Consider the following 17333-nt stretch of genomic DNA (forward strand, 5'->3'; position numbering starts at 1 on the left):
AAGAGGAGTCAAAATGAGCTTTGAAAAAAAGCTGGGTCGTTTGGAGGCCATCGTCAAAGAAATGGAAGGTGGAGAAATGTCCCTGGAAAAGTCTCTCAAGGCCTTTGAGGAGGGTGTTCAATTGGCGAGGGAGTGCCACGGTCAGCTCAACGAGGCTGAGCAAAAGGTGAAGGTCCTGCTCGGGGTCGATAGCGAAGGTAATTTGCAGACAAAAGACTTTGAGGTCAAAGAATAGGACATTGTTATGAATCAGGTCTCAGAAGAAAAACAGTCAATTGAGGCGCTTTTCAAGCATGAGATTGCTTTTATTGAGAGTCACTTGCCTCATTACTTTGCCGAAACCAGTGATTTTCCGAGCGAAGGAATGGCAGAGCTCAACCGGTCGATCAATTATTCCTTGTTGTCTGGAGGCAAGCGTTTTCGTCCGCTGTTGTCGGTGCTCACTGCTGAGGCATTAGGCAAGCCATTTGAGGCGGTTTTGCCAGTATGTGCGGCGGTGGAGTTTATCCACACTTATTCTTTGATACACGATGACCTGCCGGCCATGGACAATGATCAGTTCCGACGGGGTAAGCCCACCAACCATGTGGTCTTTGGTGAGGCCACGGCTCTGTTGGCCGGAGATGCGCTTTTGACAGAAGCCTTTGGAGTTTTGGCGAGAGGTTATAAAAAGCAGCCAAAGGCTGCGGTCGAGGTGATTGATTTGATTTCGCGGGCAGCTGGATTATGGGGAATGGTGGGAGGCCAGGCGATGGACATGGAACCAGTCTCTGAGGAAAGGCCCCCAGACATTATGAAGCGGATTCATGAGTTGAAAACCGGGGCTCTGATTCGCGTGAGTTGTGAGGCTGCGGCTGCGGCCTGTGAAGCCCGGGTGGAGGAGCAGAGTGCCTTGCGCATTTATGCCGAAAATCTTGGTTTGGCTTTTCAATTGGCGGATGACCTTTTGGATTGGGACCCCAAATCTCCTGAGAAAACGAGTTACGTTAACTTGTCAGGGGTAGATGCGACGAGGAGTTATCTTAAGACAGTGACGGATCTGTCACTTGTGGCCTTAGATATGTTTGACACGAGGGCAAACAAGCTTAAAGCCCTCTCAACCTTTAATCTTAATCGGGTGGACATTTGATCAAGCCGCCAGAGATCGTGCTGCAGCCAGATTGGGAGGATTTCTTTCTTCCCTTCAATATTGGTTCTGGCCGGGATTTTTACCCGGAGACGGGTACCGCGAGTATGCGCATGGCTTTTTTCAGGCGCAAATCTGACGGCCAGATGGAGGGCCGAGTTTGGTTTGGGGAGCCTGTCGAGGGGCCGCCAGGTCATGTCCATGGAGGAGTCTCCACCTATGTTCTTGACGAGGCAATGGGAAGCGTGACCTGGATGAATAACTACGGTTGTGTGGCCAAGAGTCTTGAGGTTGAGTTTCTCAACATGACCCCGATTGGAATAGATTTGGTTGTCGAGGCCCGGATTGATCGTATTGAGGGTAAGAACTGTTTTGTTAGTGCCGAGATCAGGCGGGAGGATGGAGCCATTCTGTCGCGAGCTACGGGGGTCTTTCATCGTCTGACACGGCCTAAACTAGCTCAGATTTTTGCCAACTGGGATACCAAATATGACTTTGGCAAAATCCTCTACCCCGAAGAGGAGGGCACCCGCTCTTAGCGGGAGCCTCGGTCCACCTCACCACTCGAGGGCCTCTTCCAATCCTTGGTGGGAGGAATGTAATTTCCTTTGCGGCCTTGATCATCCGGACAATAGGATTTTCCAGAATCTCCACCGACGCTGACGAGGGAAATGCCCACTCCGTTTGGCGTCTGCCACTTTCCCAAGGCACCCTTTTCGGCCGTATAGATGGGCCGTGGCGAACCACCGTTCTTGGGGTTGGCAAACACCATCGAGACCTTGCCACTGCCATAGGAGTGGGTGGTGTCGGAAACATAGCAGTGACCATTGGAGTCAATGGCAACCACCGGTTGCTCTGCCATGGCCCAATTGGAAGCTCTTTGCATGTTATTGCGGGCGATGGACACCAGCCCTTGGCAACGCCAGGCACCTTTGGAGGTGGAAAATAGGGTGCCCTCTCCTCGCCGCTTCTCAATTCGTTCAATACATTTTGCAACACCGGTGGCTGCGTATTTTGACGGCTTGGGATCGCCTTCGCCACTGGGGTGGTCTTCCATCATGCTGGCATGGTTTTGAAACATGGTTTCACGCCGTTGGGCCAAGGCTCTCCATGGGTCACCGTGAAACCGTTCACCAAAGGACTTGCCTGTATTGTAGTCTGATGGTCGCGAACAAAACAGCCGCGACGCCTGACTGATGCTAACACCATAAACGTCTTTGAACTTGTCCCGCTCGCCTTTCAAAGAGGCAAAAAAACCGGGGGAGTCGGTTTGGCCGAACTCACGTCCCAGTTGCCAGCTTTGTACCAGGCGCTGTTGTTCCCAGCTGAGCGAATCCCATTTGTATTCACCCTCGCTGCAGTGACCAAATGTTTGGCTATACTCAAGAGCCTTCTTGGCCAAGTCCCTGGGGTCAATGGAGCCTCCGGTCCATTCTCTCTCACAGTAGTGCATCATGGTGGTCAACAGTGCCAGCCACTTTTCAGAAATGGGTGGGCCCTTTATGTAAGAGCCTGACTCTCCTTCTGCGATGGATTTTTCGGCCACACACTTTGCACACTGCATACCCCGATCGATGAGTAAACGGTGAGTGGGGCGACAACCCGTGGCCACACTTTTGACAATCTTATTTGGATCAGGGGGCGGCTCATCCACAACTACCACTTCTTCTACTGGCTGCAATTTTTGTCTGGCATCATCCTCAGTGACCACTGTTTTTGGACGATCTGGAATCCCGTCCGGATATCCCTGTCGGGAAATGGTCTCGTACATATCCATGAGGCGTTTGTAGCGGCCACCGGCAAAGGTATCATCGTCCATGTTGTATTTGCCGATGAGGATTTCGCACTCTTTGCGCTGGAGAACGTTACCTACCCGCACCGGATGTCCTTTGGCGCGGACTTCCTTAAGGTAGGCTTGGCGGCGCTTTGCCAGGGGCCCTTTTTCGCTTTCAACGCTCTTGACCGCCGTGTCCGCATCCATCTCTTTGGTACAGTGTTCTTTGAAGGACCGAAACAATGAGTTCATCCCCTGGGTCTTAACGTCGAAGCCCTCGAAGTCAGCGAGTTCTGGAATGGCATCGAAGTTCTTGTGCTCTTTTTGGTAATCGGCGGCGAGTTTCACCAGGTGGGACATGACTCTGGGGTCAAACGACCTCTCCTTTAACTCAGCGACCAATTTGACTCTTTCATCAGGGCGAAGGCCTTTCCACTTGTCGGTTACGTTTTCAGCCAGCCATTTGGTCACTTCGGCTTCACGCTGGGACTCCATTTCACCTGACTTCTTTTCGCAGGCCTCGGTGGAGTTGATTCCAGGAGTTACGCACCATTCGATACCAAAAGTGGTAAAGCTACACTGGACGTAGGAGTCGCCAAACTGCTTACCCTTAGCGTAGGTGGATTTCCATTCGGATTGGATCTTCTTTGTACACTGGGGACGAATGCACCCGTAGGCGCCCTGGCCCGTCATATAGTGTTGGTAGTGTCCACCGTAAATACAGCCCTCGTCGGTGACGGATTTATTGAGGTTCCGGTAGAATTTGTCAGCAGCGTTGGCGTTTTCGCCCATGATCAGGGCGTAGAGTTCCGGCTTGTCACGAAAGGCATTGGCGGCCATCTCCATTTGAAAGAGATTCTGAAATTTCTCGTACTCGATGACGGTTTCACGCAATAGTTGCAGGTACTGAACCCGCGAGGCGTGGTTAAGCCTCCCCAGTTGTTGGAGCGTCATCATGGCAAAAGCCCCTGGGGTTTTGCTCACAGATTTGTTATCGGGCTGCTTCGCCGAGGCCATTGGAATAAAGGTGGTGCCCAGAATCAGGCAAAAGAGTATTGTTCCCAAAAACCGGTTCATGATGATCTCCTCAATATAATACCCATGCTTATCGGTCCACGGCGCTGATGCATTAAGAATATGCCTCCTCGGCTGGATCAAATTCCAGAAACAGGCTATGGTGGCTTCATGCGACTGGATCAATGGCTGGTAAAGAATCGGATAGCGCCCTCCCGGACCAAGGCTCAGGAGTTGATTCGCACAGGTGCAGTGGAAGTATTCCGCCACCAAGAATGGCAAGTCGTACAGCAGCCGAGTTTTGGCTGTAGCCCAAGTGAACAAGTAAGGTTGGTGTCTCCAGAGTTGCTGAAATATGTATCCAGGGGTGGCCTCAAAATGGAGGGGGCCATCAGGCGTCTGGGCTTAGAGGCCAGGGGATTGGATGTCTTGGATATCGGAATTTCTACCGGAGGATTTTCCGACTGTTTGCTTCAGCGCGGATGTGCCTCAGTCGTGGGTGTGGACGTAGGCCGGGATCAGATTCACCCACGGGTTGCTGAAGATGCGAGAGTGAGAGTTTTTGAGGGGCTGCACATTAAAGAGGCTTGGGATAATCGAGAATTTGGGAATCTTGCCCAACTTGGATTCGACCTTATTGTCGTCGACGTCTCGTTTATTTCTCTGACCCATGTGATTCCCCTCTTGCTGGCCCTGCTGCGTCCAAACGGGAGAGTTCTGGCCTTGGTCAAACCCCAGTTTGAGGTGGGAAAGACCAATCTGAGCAAGGCGGGGTTGGTAAAAGACATTGGACTTTATCAGGATGTCCAAGTAAAAATTCAAGCCTGCGCAAGCGAGAGTAGTCTGAAGGTTTTAGACTACTTTCCCAGCGAAGTTGCTGGTGCAGATGGGAATCAAGAGTTTTTGATCTTTCTCGCTCGGAGCACGTAGATGAAACAACGCAAAGTCTTACTGCTAAGCCTGGTGCTGATGTCATTGGTCTTTTCCGGCTGCGCGGGTTTGAAAACCCGAGAAGACCTAAAAGGCAGCCCACCAGGCGACAAATCCAAACTACAAGAATCTTCGGTCGTGTCTTCCGAAGAGGTGGCCGAGAACAAAACTCCACCCCCGGCCGAGCCAACACCGGTTGCCGCACAATTGCCGAAGGTCGCGGTGGTATTGGGACCTGGAGGTGTCAAAGCCTTTGCACATGCGGGTGTTTTGAAGGAGCTGGAGAAGGCTCGCATACCCATCGATGCCATCGTTGGGCTGGAGTGGGGGGCCATGGTGGGAGCTCTGTTCGCCCAGAATGGAAAAATCCATGAGGTGGAATGGAAGCTTTATAAACTGCAAAAGGCTGATCTTCCGGGCAAAGGCTTGTTTTCCACGCGCTTTAAGGCCGAGCCGATTAAAGTATTAGATGAGTATTTTCAAAAAAACATTGGTGGTGCTTCCGTTGACAACGCCAAGTTGGAGTTCGCATGTCCCTCACTTTCTCTTTGGTCGGGCACGTTGGTTTGGCAGACTCGGGGGAGCTTGAAGGGTGTACTGAGCAAGTGCATGCCCTACCCACCACTGTTCCGGCCGAGTAGTCCCTGGATGGCAGCCTCTTTTGCTTTGGCGGACTCCGTCCGCTACCTGAAGAAAAAGGGCTATAAGGTTGTCATTTATGTTAATGTCTTGGGGAGTGGTGAGTTGCTTCAACAGGAGGAGCTGCTTGAAGAGTACCAGTCGGCCCTTCTTTGGCAGGAGATCCGTCGCACCCAAAAGGCGATGCAGAGCATGGCTTCCGACGTGATAGAGGTGGATACCAAACAGTATAAGATGTTCGATTTCGACAACCGCACAGGATTGGTTGGCCTGGGAGAGTTGGCAGGATCTCGCCACGCAAGGAAGATTGCGGAAAAGTACGGATTTTGAGGAGCGCAGATGAGAAAGCCTAAGCATGACATGAGCATATTCAAAGAGCGGAGAACCCGATTGGCTGAGAAGATTTCCGGTGGAGCCCTAATTACCCCGGCGGCCCCCGAATATATTCGGAACAACGATGTCCATCATGCCTATCGGCAGGACTCGAACCTGTTTTACCTGACCGGGTTTGAAGAGCCTGAGTCAGTCTTGGTGTTTCGTCCAGGCAAAGATCCAGAAACAGTCATGTTTGTGCGTAACAAAGATGTATTGCGCGAAACCTGGGAGGGTTTTCGTTATGGCGCAGACGGAACTCAACAGGAGTTTGGTATTGATAAGGCCTATTTGATTGAAGATTTTGAAAAAGAGGCCCCCGGTCTCTTGGATCCGATTGACAAGATTTACTACACACTTTTTCACGACATCGAGTTTGACGAAAAAATTGGTCGGGTACTTTTGGCCATTAAGGACATGAGGCGGCGTTCCGGAAAGGGGCTCCTGCCTATTTCGGATGCCTTGCCCATTATTGGGGAAATGCGATTGATCAAGTCGGAGCATGAGGCAGATGTTCTACGCAAAGCTTGTCGGATCACTGCCGAAGCGCATTTGGGACTGATGAAGTATGTGCGTCCAGGGATGAACGAAAGACGCATCCAGGGACGTTTTGTGTACGAGATTATGAAGAGGGGTGCTGCTCGTGAAGGCTACGGAACCATTGTTGCTGGGGGAGCGAGTGCAACCACCTTGCATTATGTTTTTAACGATCAAAACCTTCGCGCAGAAGATTTGGTTTTGATTGATGCTGGTGGAGAGTACGATTTTTATACCGGCGATATCACCCGGACATTCCCGGTTGGAGGAAAGTTTTCTGCTCCTCAAAAGCGGATTTACCAAAAGGTTTTGGACCTACAAAAGCAGATCATCGATATGGTTAAGCCGGGGCTTCAGTTTTCATATCTTCAAGACCGAACTATCGATGGCTTGGTCGATATTATGATTGATGAAGGTTTGGTTTCGGGAAAGAAGACGGAGATTATCGAGAAAGGCGACTATCGCGCTTATTACCCGCATGGGGTTTCTCATTGGCTGGGAATGGATGTCCACGATGCCGGAATGGTGGAAGTCAATGGTGAGCCGAGAGTTCTGGAGCCTGGGATGGCTTTTACGGTGGAACCTGGCCTGTACATTCCCGTTGACGATCCCAAGGCGCCCACAGAATTAAGGGGAATCGGCATTCGCATTGAGGATAACATCCTTGTGACTCCCGAAGGACGTGAAAACATGACTGCTGGGGCGCCCAAGGAAGTGGATGAGCTAGAGAGCCTCATTGGTACTGGGGCGATCGAAGCCTAAGGAAGAAAGTAAAACCACTTTCGTTCTTTGGCAATTTCCACCAGCCGCATTTCTTCGGCAAAGAGTTCTGTGTCCTTATCCGTTGCCGCCATGGCTAGCCGCAAATGAGTTGAAGACTCCAGCAAAGCCAGATCTCCTGGTGTATTGCCGGAGGCAAAAAAGGGATGACGATTTCCAGTCGCCAGAAGTAGTCCCTTGACCTTTCCCTCTCGCCAGGTAATCGGCCCGGCTTGGACATCTGTAACAATGCCATTCTCAACCTTTGTAGTGATTCCCAAGACACGATCTTGAGGAATTCCATAAAGGGATGCAGCCGCCTCAACACTCCACTTGATGCTTGCCGTGACTACGTAGACGTCCACACCTTTGTCGTGCAAATGATCAATGATATCTTTTTGACCGGGAAAGATGGGGAGGGGCCGGAGCCGATCAACACAGTCTTGACTCCAGGTGCGCACGGTGCTCAAGGGAACACCCTTATTGATCTGGGCCAGCCACAGGTAGGCCACCTTTGGCGAGACCTCCTTTTTGAGTTTCCAATAGTGTTCCCAGGGATTCTCAGGAAGACCCTCAATCAGCTTTTCCTGAATCTGGTACAAAAAAAAATTCTCCCCCATGTCGGTGTCCCATAGGGTTCCGTCTGCATCAAATGCGGCGATGGCCGGTTTAGGAACGTCAGCCAAAGCCTGGTCAATGGATTGTTTGATGTGATCAATCAGTTCTTTGGGCATTTCTTTCAAATGACACCTCTCATTGCGGGATTGTCGTGGGTGTTCTGGTCAAAATACCAAATTATTGCTATCTGTCACTCCCTAAGGAGTTGATCATGTCTGAATTGGAACCTCTGGTACTCAGAGACGTGGATAGCGAAAGCTTGATCCAGTGGGAAAGGGAGATCTCCAGGTCTGGGCCGGGAACGATAGAAGACCACACCTTTGCGGAGTGGAACTCCACTTGGCGCCCGGAATCCATGCAACACTACCTTTCGCTCGGTTGGTGTTTTGGATTTCGTGATAAGCAGGCCAACTGGTTGGGGTATTTTCTTGCCCAACCCATTCTATTTTTCCGTGGCATGACCCAGACTTTATGGGTGGAGAGAGTGCAGGCCAGGGAACCGGCTGTTGCTCAAAGTTTGATAGAGCTGGCCGTTCGGGTGGCCAAAGACAAGAGAATGCAAAAGGTGGTGTTTTTCGGTCTACAGGGGTACGATGAGGTTCTACAGCAGTGGCCCACGGCAAAGAATTGCGGTGAATTTTGGGAAATTAAGGCCACGCGTTTTTAGGATGTTACGGATGAAATCTTTTTCTGCTGCAACTCGACAAAGCAACATCCAGGCAATGAAGCAACAGAAGTTTGACCTGGCGATTATTGGAGGTGGTATCACAGGCGCGGGTGTTGCTCGTGATGCCGCTTCTCGGGGGATGAAGGTTGCTCTCATCGAGGCCAACGACTTTGCTTTTGGCACAAGTTCGCGATCGAGCAAGCTGGTTCATGGAGGCTATCGTTACTTAGAGAACCTTGAGTTTGGTTTGGTATTCGAGGCCCTGTCAGAGCGCCGGCTACTTTTCTCAATGGCCCCCCATCTCGTACATCCGTTGAGGTTTATTTTTCCGATCTATGAAGACAGTCGGTTGGGTATGAACAAAATGGGTCTGGGTATGTTGTTGTACGACACCTTGGCCTTGTTTGAAACGCCCCAGATGCATGAACGGCTGGGGCCATCTACCACCCTCAGTCGTCTGCCCTTTTTGCGGGACCAGGGTTTGGTTGGATCTTATGCTTACTCAGACGCCTACATGGACGATGACCGCCTGGTTGTGGAAACTCTTAGGTCAGCGACAGACTGGGGAGCGCTTTGTGCCAACTACACGAAGGCTGTTGGGGCCCGTTTCGAGGGTGATCAAGTCAAGGCCATTGACTGTGAAGACCTTGAAAGTGGAGAGAGATTTGAAATCCAAGCTCAGCATTTTGTGAGTACGGTCGGTCCCTGGACGGACCGGGTGGGACAAAGTCTGCTGGGCACATGGCAAAAACTTATGCGCCCATCAAAGGGGATTCACTTGACTCTGCCTCGTGATCGAGTCCCTGTGTCGAGCGCCGTGGTCATGGGTGCGGACAAACAGAAGCGAATAGTCTTTCTGATTCCACGCCATGAAATGGTCATTGTCGGCACTACTGATACGGACTTTCCCGATGACCCGGGCGAGGTCTGCACAAAAAAGGAAGATGTTAGGTATTTGCTACGTATCTTAGACGAGTATTTTCCTGGTGCAAAGTTAACGGAAGGTGACGTCATTAGTAGTTACGCCGGTGTTCGGCCCCTGGTTCACGATGATTCATTGAGTGAGAGTGGGACCAGCCGAGAGCACCTGATCCATCATGATGAGCGCAATGTGACTTTTGTTACAGGTGGTAAATACACCACCTACCGACATATGTCCGAGCAGGCCGTTGATGCAGTATTGGGATTCTTTTCCATTGAGGATCGAGTACGGTTTGCGCGCAATCGTACCAAGGAGCCTTTAAATCCACTCGTGACTTTGGAAGCCTATTGGAAAAACGAAAGACTTGTTCCTCGCTACCAGGCACAAACCGGTATTGGGTATGAGCAAATCAAGCTTCTGCTGGATAGACATGGGCTAGAGGCAGAGCAGCTGATGGAAATTTACCTGAACCTGGCTGAAACTCCGGATCCCTGGGAGCGGTACTGGCAAGCCGAGGCATTGTTTGCCATGGAAAACACAATGTGTCTCCACCTGGCTGACTTTTACCTGCGTCGCAGCCCCTTGTTTTTGGCAGATCGGGGTCGGGGGGCAAAATTTCTTTCTTGCCTCAACGCCACGTTCGCGACCCAATATGGCTGGAATGATGCGAAGCAAAAAGAGGAGCGTGATCGGTTGATGGCCCATGTGCGTCGAGAGCTGGCCTGGATGGAATCAATTCCGGTTTTTGAGTGAACGAATCAGGCTGGTGATTTTGGTTACACTGGTGAGGCCGTGGGAGGCGAGGTAGCCCATAAACTCGGGTCCACCCGAGGTGATAATCGCCAAATACCCACCCGTCAGAATTCGCATGATGGAGCCACAGACTCGTAGTTTGACGTTGCCAGCAATGATTTCCTTAACGATATCAACTCCCAGTTGGGCGACGCTGTCTCCTGGATGGTCGGAGAGCAGGCGAATGGATTCAGGTCCAATGGAAAACTCCACGTCCGCCTTTGGACAGGGCCGCTGCTCCAGGGCCACCTGCCCCGCCTCAAAAAACAAGGCGCATTCGAGTCGGCCATCCAACAACAGGCGAATTTCGTGCCCGCGCTTCAAATGGCGAAGGGCATCCTTGGCCGCAGGTTTGGTGGTAAAAAAGCTGTGAATAACCTGAAAAGCATCTTCAAAAGACAAGTTCTCTCTCCGCCAATGGCCACCACTTTATCTCGTGGTAGCGAAATCGTCTCTTCATTTCTCCTCAATTGCCTCGTAGATGTCAACACGGCATGGTAACTTCCTGTATTGACTCTTGTTTTATCTCTATCCTAGAGTAAGGGAAAGTTCCTGGATGGCTGGACGGCTAGCATAAAAAGAGTGGCATCATGGGTTTTTTGGATAAAGTCTCTGAGTATTTTTCGAACGACATTGCAATTGATTTGGGAACGGCGAACACCCTGGTTTATGCCCGCGGGCGGGGAATCATCTTGGATGAGCCCTCAGTGGTTGCAGTTCAGAAGAACTACCGCGGTTTGCAGAATCGGGTTTTGGCCGTAGGTAAAGAGGCCAAGGAAATGCTCGGTCGTACGCCTGGCAGTATCGTAGCAATTCGGCCGATTAAAGACGGTGTGATTGCGGACTTCGAAGTCACTCAATCAATGTTGAAATACTTTATCAACAAATCAACGGGAACGCGTAAAAGTCTGGTGCGACCGCGGATCATTATCGCTGTTCCTTATGGCATCACTCAGGTGGAAAAACGAGCCGTGAAGGAATCGGCTCACTCAGCCGGAGCTCGCGAAGTTTATTTGATCGAAGAGCCGATGGCTGCATCGATTGGCGCGGGCCTACCGATTACCGAGCCTACCGGAAACATGGTTGTCGATATGGGTGGTGGAACCACAGGCGTAGCTGTAATTTCACTAGGCGGAATTGTTTATTGTAAGTCGATCAAGGTTGCTGGCGACAAATTTGACGAAGCCATTATCAACTACGTTCGTCGTCAGTTTAACTTGTTGATCGGTGAAAGAACGGCTGAAGAGATCAAGATCAAAATTGGTAACGCTTATCCATTTGAAGACGAGCGTGTGCTTGAAATCAAGGGCCGTGATTTGGTGGCTGGGGCACCAAAAACCATTGAGATCACATCCTCCCAGGTCAACGATGCCTTGATGGATCCCCTGAGTGAGGTGGTTGATGCCGTGAGGACAGCTCTGGAAAAAACCCCCCCAGAATTGGCTTCGGACATTGTTGATAATGGGATTGTCCTGACGGGTGGTGGAGCCCTCTTGGCTAACCTGGATGTTCTTCTGCGCGAGCGTACCGGTTTGCCAGTCTCAATTGCTGAAGACCCATTGTCTTGTGTGGTGCTTGGTTCTGGTAAGGTCTTGGATGAGCTGGATTTGCTCAAGCAACTAACTGTGGACTAATGAATGAACGACGAAGCTCGAGTCCGGTCGTTGGCGCTCTTCTTTTTTTTCGCCGCACTGGATGAGCGATTTGCTCAAGCGGCGGCGATCAAAGCGCTTAGAAAGTGCCAGCAGAGAATCAAAAGGGCCTCCTTGCCCGACGAAAAGTGGCCGTCAGTCATTGTTCATGTCACGAACACCTTTTTTAACAAACTTAGACAGTCTAAGCGTCGTCCAGCGGCAATCTCCTATGAGGCGGGATGGTTGATACCAGAGGGTGTGGACCTGGGTCCCTGGATGGAGTTTCAGAAAGAGGCCGACCTGGAGGAGTTTTTAGCCGTCTTGTGGTCCCGAGTTCTGGGGATATCTGATGAAGGGATTTCTGAGGGGTTGGGGGTGACAGTCGGAACTGTTCGTCACCGTCTTGGTCGGGGTCTTCATATTCTCGGGGCTGTCCGCAGAGGGGATCGTAGGCGATGAGTTCTGAAGAGGCAAATACCTCTCGGGGGCCAAAGAGAAAGTTGAGTCGATTCCTGTGCCGGGAGATGTTGTATGATTTTGTCACCAACTCGCTCGACGACTCGAGAAGGAAGGCTGTCGAGGACTTTCTTAAACAGGATTTTGATACTCAACAGGATCTTGAGAACCTTAAAGAGGGCATTAAGTATTGTTCTGATCTTGGCGAAACCAAGATCTCGCTGCCTCTGATGCAGGAAATTAGGGACTACAAGGGTTTTTGGGGGCGCCTGAAAGAAGGGCGTCTTTGGAGTTCCTGGCCTGATTCGATCAAGTGGGGGATTGAAGCCGTAGCCATCTCTGCTGTTGCGGCCATCGTGGCCATGGTGATTCCATGGAAAAAAGTGTCGCAGATTTTCCCTAAAACCGACAGCCAAGTGGTGCTGGTCGAAGTAAAAAAAGAGGACAAGGAGAAAGATCTTCATGGTGAAAAGGTGGCCGGTATGGCCGACCAGGGTGAGGGTCGCGTGACTCCTTCCTTGCCCCCAGAGGTGCCCAAGGAGTCCCAAGTTGTGCCACTTCCCGATGTTAAGACAGAGCCTGGCAAACCTGAGCCGGATAAGAAACCGCAAACAAAACCTCCCGACTCAGCTCCTCCTGAAGCGGCAGCAACTTCGGCGGAAAAGAAGCCTGTTGAGGTGCAGCAGGAGAGCGATGATGAAGAGGGCGAGAAGCCGACGAATCAGGATCGAAAGCCATTAAAAGGATTTGTTTATCGGGCCTTCATGAGTCTTGAAGAGCTGGATGCAAAAACTTCGGAAATTGTTGGGGGTATCCAGGCCTTGGGTGGGGCCAAGGCAGGTCAGGTGGAGCTGGGATGGAGAAAACCAAAGGGAAGTTATTTTCACTTTTCACTACCTGAGTCCAACTACGAGGAAATGGTAAAACTTCTTCGTAACTTTGGTCCAGTCCGGATCTACAAAGATCCCCATTGGCGGGTGATGCCCGAAGGTAAAATTCGTTTTATCCTGTGGGTTGAGGATAGCAAAAAGAAGCCACAATAGCATCTAGGACCCGCGAGTTCGAATGAATCAAAAAAGACGGAAGCCCAAAAAATCTCTCCGTACTCTGTTGATGTTATGGTTTTTGTTGTTTTCCGTAGTGCCCCTGGCGTTTATCACCGGATACAGCCTTGTAAAATACGAACAGGCCATCGATCAGGAGTTGAGTCAGCGCCTAAAGGCAAACAGCCGTGAAATCGGTGTCATTATTAGTGACTTCGAAACCGGCCTGCTGAGTCAGGCGCGCCAACTGGCTAACGACAGCAATCTGATCTTTCATATGTCGAAAAATGGCTTTTCTGCCGCCCGTCAGCTGGCCCAGGAAAGAATGCGCTCTCACTATGCTCACCGCTTGTGGTTACACAACCGAGAAGGTCGTCTGGAAGTTGCTTTATACCGAGACGAGGACGGCAAGATCCAGCGTCGACCGAACATCGAGGGTGGACCTGTCGAACTAAAAGGCGAATTCTTGGATCGGGTCAAAGAAAAGGATGAGCTCACCCTGGTCGATTTTCGCTCGCAAAAAGACGGTGAAGGGCGGGTTGTTACCCAGAGTGTGGATCTTACGGTATTTCTCAAACTGAAGAACTCCAAGGGCAGGACGGTTGGATACTTGGAGGAAGTGATTTCTTTGGATGAGGGATTTCGCTCGGGATTAAAAAACCGTCTCAATCTGGAGGTATTCTTTTTCGAAAAACAGGGAGAGGAAGTCTTTTCGAGTCACACGGACCTGCGTTTTTACAAGGCGAACTTCTTTCGCGACTACCTGGACGATACGACCTCTGCCTATTTTGATCTGGTGATTCAGGACGTGCCCTATGGGTTTCGTATTCATCCAGTCTACTGGGGGGACACAGAATTTTACATCGGCCTTGGCGCATCCAAGAGTGCTTCGCGGGCAATTCTGCAAAATGTGAACTATGCTTTCTTCTCGGTCGTCGGGGCGATCATTCTTCTCCTGGTCGTACTCAGCGTTATTTCTTCAAAAATCATGCTCCGCCCCCTCTACGAGTTACTCAATGCTCTGCAATCTATGGATGTCAATAAAGGGAAAATTGAAATTCAAAATGCGGGTGAGACAGAGTTGGGTCTGTTGGCCGAGAGTTTTAATGAAATGTCACAACGGGTTTATCGAGCCCAGCAGGACCTAAAGGGCAAGGTAGAGGAGTTGGAACAGGCAAATGCAGAAATTCGCGAAACTCAGGCGCGATTGGTCCATACTGCCAAGATGGCCAGTCTTGGTCAGCTTGTCGCCGGCATCGCACACGAGCTGAACAATCCCATTGGATTTATCTACAGCAACATGAGTCACCTAGACGACTACTCTAACAAACTGGTCGGTCTTGTTCAGTTGGCTGATAAATCACCGAACAAATTGAAGGCGGAAATGGAAAAGGTCGATTTCGACTACATTGTTGAGGATCTCCCAAAACTCATTCGCTCCTGTGAGGATGGGGCCCGCCGGACTCGCGACATTGTTCTTGGTCTGCGCAGTTTTTCCCGCTTGGAGGAGGCGCAGATCAAGGAGGTGGACGTCAGAGAAGGGCTTGAAGATACTCTCAAACTATTGACCGGAGAATTCAAAAATCGCATCAAGATTGTTAAGAATTTTTCGGAAGTTCCCAATATCAATTGCTATCCTAGTCAGCTCAATCAGGTTTTTATGAACATACTCTCCAATGCCGGTCAGGCCATCGAAGGGGAGGGGGAAATCACCATTGAAACTGGCACTGTCGGTAGTGATAAAGTCTTCGTGATTATCCGCGACTCAGGCAAGGGGATGGCTCAGTCGACGATAGATCAAATTTTCGACCCATTCTTTACCACCAAGTCTCTTGGCAAGGGAACAGGCCTGGGCTTGAGTATCTCCTACGGCATTGTTGAAAAACACGGTGGTGAAATCCAGGTTGAATCCGAGCTTGGGAAGGGCACTCAGTTTAAAATAATTCTGCCTGTGGCAGGGCCTGCCTGATTTGTCGACTCTTTTGACGGCTGTTTGAGTGCGCGCCGTAATAGGCCCATTCTCAGTTCAAGACACCAATAAAATCAAAGGGTTATGTCGTGCCAGGTGGCCGTTAAATTGCATCTTTATGGGCTAAGGAGACGAAATCATGGGAGAAAAATCTCCATTGAGACTCACACAAATCACGCGGTCCTTTAAGAGGCGCGATCTGGTTCACATCGAAGGTGATCGGGTCCGGCAGTACGCGGTGTTTGTGTTTCTCGTTCTTATTGGTCTCCTGCTCTTGTTCAATTCTGAACCCGGGTCTCACCGCTCCAAGAAGGGGGCTTCGGAATTCAGCTCGTTTGCTCCAGGTTCAAAGGAGGCTGAACGCTACATGGACAAAGCTCTTCAGGATGCAGCCAAGAGAACCGAATTGGAATCTCAGCGGATGGACTTGGACAATAAAAAGTGGGCGCCAAAGATCGATGAAAGCCGCATTGGCCTCATGCAAAAGCGACCCTATGACTCTTACCAGGGTTTTACCAAAGAGGTCCCAGAAGATAAGGCAGCCGACGTGTATGCCGACGTCTCCCATGGGGATAGATACGAATACGAGGGCCATCCGGGCCCCCGCATTGAGTCCCTTCTGGCCCGGCGTAAGTTTGTCCACGAATACGATAAGGCCTCACGTGAGGAATACGTCCGACAATTCCTGGCCAATGCCCTAAAAGAAGGCTATTTGATTCAGTTAAACGATCAGTTAGAGGTTGTTCGTGTGCAGCGGGTTCCCACAGATTTACCCTTGGCATTGCCTCCAGGGAGTGGAACCCCTTATCAGGATCAACGGCCTTCGCCATTTGATTCTGGGTACTCTGGATCTCAGTAGGTTCCTGCTCACTTACGAGGTTTAAACCACCGTTCTTCGAGAAAACTGGTGTATTCCCGGTTGGTGATAATTAGGTGATCGACCAGGGGAATCTCCATGAGTTGGCTGGCCCGTCGCAGCCGATGGGTGAGTCGGATATCTTCATCTGAGGGAATGGGGTCGCCACTTGGATGATTGTGGGCAACTAAGATGGCTGAGGCATTCGCCATGCAGGCAAAGCGAAAGATGTCCCTCGGGTGAACCATGCAGGCGTCGACCGTCCCACGAAACAGGCACCGGGCCGATATTACGGACTTGGTTGAGCTTAGGGCAAGGGCCCAAAACTCCTCAATCGACGAATTCATCATAGGTCGCAAAAATTGGGCTGCACTGTGGCTTGAGGTGATTTCCATTCCGTCACTCCGCAGAAAGGTTTTGTAAAAGCGTTAGGAATTTGCAAAGTAAAAGACCAGGCCGAATCGCGATAAAGTAAAAAGCCAGGCCAGAGACCAGTCCAATACCGGACATTTCGGACAATTTTCAGAGTCATTTTCCGCTGCGCTGCGAGGGCTTGCCTCCGGGGGGGAATGCTTCATAAAATGGGGCTTCTTTGTGAGGAGAGGTGTATGAAAACAACATTTGGAATTTTTTTGGCGGCAGTATCTTTAGTGGCTTTGTCATCTTGTGGTCCCAAAGCTTTTGTAAAGGGTGATTATGATGAGGACGTCAATCAGACAAACCTGCTTAACGATCAATGGTCGGAGTCTGATATGCAGAATGCGGTCCGCGACCTGGTCTCCAGTGCCACCGGTCACTATTCAATCTCCAGCGCCAAAAGGCCTCCGATTGTCATGGTTACCAAGCTGCAAAATAAAACCAGCGAGCATATCGACACCCAGAACATTATGGATATGGTTCGCGTAGAGCTGTCCAGAGGTGGTCGGGTTGCCTTTGTCGACAAAGCAGCGCGTGAGGACATCAAGGATGAGTATGAGTATCAAAACTCCGGTATGGTGGGGCGTGAAACCAAAAAGGGACCTGGCGGTCAAATTGGTGCCGACTTCATCATCAACGGTCGCTTGGACTCCATTGTTCAGCAGGCTGGAAAAGATAAGACGGTCTACTACAAAATTACACTGAATATGACCAACCTGAAGACTGGAATCATTGTCTGGTCTGACTACAAACAGATTCGCAAGAAGTTCAGAAAGCAACGCGTAGGTCTGTAAGCTAAGAGAGTGCT

18 protein-coding genes are annotated in these 17333 nt (G+C 50.6%); 14 read left to right on the forward strand and 4 right to left on the reverse strand.

Translation table 11 applies throughout. From position 1 onward, the window contains the following. The first annotated feature begins 13 nt into the window (after positions 1 to 13). From H6624_17770 to H6624_17780, 3 genes are read left to right on the forward strand one after another with little or no spacing between them, the layout of a single operon-like run. Positions 14 to 235 carry an exodeoxyribonuclease VII small subunit gene (locus tag H6624_17770; protein ID MCB9086193.1) on the forward strand — a complete coding sequence of 74 codons (222 nt, stop codon included), beginning with the start codon at positions 14 to 16 and terminating at the stop codon, positions 233 to 235. A gap of 9 nt (positions 236 to 244) precedes the next feature. Next, a complete protein-coding gene (locus tag H6624_17775) occupies positions 245 to 1129 on the forward strand; it encodes a polyprenyl synthetase family protein (protein ID MCB9086194.1) in 885 nt (294 codons plus the stop codon). Then, the gene (locus H6624_17780; GenBank protein MCB9086195.1) at positions 1126 to 1665 is read left to right on the forward strand and encodes a PaaI family thioesterase; all 540 of its coding nucleotides are present in this window, start codon (positions 1126 to 1128) and stop codon (positions 1663 to 1665) included. Before H6624_17775 ends, H6624_17780 begins: the two co-directional genes overlap by 4 nt. Here the strand turns inward: H6624_17780 and H6624_17785 are convergent. Next, entirely contained in the window at positions 1662 to 3977 is a 2316-nt protein-coding gene (locus H6624_17785) for a hypothetical protein (GenBank protein MCB9086196.1), read from the reverse strand. The two genes, H6624_17780 and H6624_17785, sit on opposite strands and share 4 nt — an antisense overlap. 108 nt (positions 3978 to 4085) lie before the next feature. Between H6624_17785 and H6624_17790 the strand changes: the two genes are divergently transcribed. The 3 genes from H6624_17790 to H6624_17800 are packed head-to-tail and all read left to right on the forward strand — an operon-like array spanning position 4086 to position 7154. Continuing rightward, complete coding sequence (locus tag H6624_17790) at positions 4086 to 4844, forward strand: TlyA family RNA methyltransferase (protein ID MCB9086197.1); 759 nt, start codon at positions 4086 to 4088, stop codon at positions 4842 to 4844. Further along, positions 4845 to 5813, forward strand: coding sequence for a patatin-like phospholipase family protein (locus H6624_17795; protein ID MCB9086198.1), 969 nt, complete (start codon positions 4845 to 4847; stop codon positions 5811 to 5813). A 9-nt stretch (positions 5814 to 5822) separates the two neighbouring features. Further along, entirely contained in the window at positions 5823 to 7154 is a 1332-nt protein-coding gene (locus tag H6624_17800) for an aminopeptidase P N-terminal domain-containing protein (protein ID MCB9086199.1), read from the forward strand. Here H6624_17800 and H6624_17805 read toward each other — a convergent pair. Beyond that, positions 7151 to 7894: a haloacid dehalogenase-like hydrolase gene (locus H6624_17805; protein ID MCB9086200.1), complete on the reverse strand. Its 744-nt coding sequence runs from the start codon at positions 7892 to 7894 to the stop codon at positions 7151 to 7153. The genes H6624_17800 and H6624_17805 overlap by 4 nt on opposite strands. A gap of 86 nt (positions 7895 to 7980) precedes the next feature. Between H6624_17805 and H6624_17810 the strand changes: the two genes are divergently transcribed. After that, entirely contained in the window at positions 7981 to 8436 is a 456-nt protein-coding gene (locus H6624_17810) for a hypothetical protein (protein MCB9086201.1), read from the forward strand. Positions 8437 to 8446: 10 nt separating this feature from the next. Next, positions 8447 to 10111 carry a glycerol-3-phosphate dehydrogenase/oxidase gene (locus H6624_17815; GenBank protein ID MCB9086202.1) on the forward strand — a complete coding sequence of 555 codons (1665 nt, stop codon included), beginning with the start codon at positions 8447 to 8449 and terminating at the stop codon, positions 10109 to 10111. Here the strand turns inward: H6624_17815 and H6624_17820 are convergent. Next, positions 10091 to 10552, reverse strand: a complete 462-nt coding sequence (locus H6624_17820; protein MCB9086203.1) for a hypothetical protein — start codon at positions 10550 to 10552, stop codon at positions 10091 to 10093. The genes H6624_17815 and H6624_17820 overlap by 21 nt on opposite strands. Before the next feature lie 188 nt (positions 10553 to 10740). On the opposite strand from H6624_17820, the gene H6624_17825 reads away from it, so the two are divergent. From H6624_17825 to H6624_17845, 5 genes are all read left to right on the forward strand, one after another. Continuing rightward, positions 10741 to 11784: a rod shape-determining protein gene (locus H6624_17825; protein ID MCB9086204.1), complete on the forward strand. Its 1044-nt coding sequence runs from the start codon at positions 10741 to 10743 to the stop codon at positions 11782 to 11784. 3 nt (positions 11785 to 11787) lie between these two features. Next, on the forward strand, positions 11788 to 12243 hold the full coding sequence (locus tag H6624_17830; GenBank protein ID MCB9086205.1) for a hypothetical protein: 456 nt from the start codon (positions 11788 to 11790) through the stop codon (positions 12241 to 12243). Continuing rightward, positions 12240 to 13283 carry a hypothetical protein gene (locus H6624_17835; GenBank protein ID MCB9086206.1) on the forward strand — a complete coding sequence of 348 codons (1044 nt, stop codon included), beginning with the start codon at positions 12240 to 12242 and terminating at the stop codon, positions 13281 to 13283. Before H6624_17830 ends, H6624_17835 begins: the two co-directional genes overlap by 4 nt. 22 nt (positions 13284 to 13305) lie before the next feature. Continuing rightward, entirely contained in the window at positions 13306 to 15252 is a 1947-nt protein-coding gene (locus H6624_17840; GenBank protein MCB9086207.1) for a two-component sensor histidine kinase, read from the forward strand. 139 nt (positions 15253 to 15391) lie between these two features. Beyond that, positions 15392 to 16111, forward strand: a complete 720-nt coding sequence (locus H6624_17845) for a hypothetical protein (GenBank protein MCB9086208.1) — start codon at positions 15392 to 15394, stop codon at positions 16109 to 16111. A gap of 8 nt (positions 16112 to 16119) precedes the next feature. Here H6624_17845 and H6624_17850 read toward each other — a convergent pair whose 3' ends face one another. Continuing rightward, positions 16120 to 16503 carry a JAB domain-containing protein gene (locus H6624_17850; protein MCB9086209.1) on the reverse strand — a complete coding sequence of 128 codons (384 nt, stop codon included), beginning with the start codon at positions 16501 to 16503 and terminating at the stop codon, positions 16120 to 16122. A gap of 213 nt (positions 16504 to 16716) precedes the next feature. Between H6624_17850 and lpoB the strand changes: the two genes are divergently transcribed. After that, positions 16717 to 17319, forward strand: a complete 603-nt coding sequence (gene lpoB / locus H6624_17855; protein ID MCB9086210.1) for a penicillin-binding protein activator LpoB — start codon at positions 16717 to 16719, stop codon at positions 17317 to 17319. Positions 17320 to 17333: the final 14 nt, after the last annotated feature.

The organism is Pseudobdellovibrionaceae bacterium, assembly GCA_020635075.1.
GTDB lineage: Bacteria > Bdellovibrionota > Bdellovibrionia > Bdellovibrionales > UBA1609 > JADZEO01.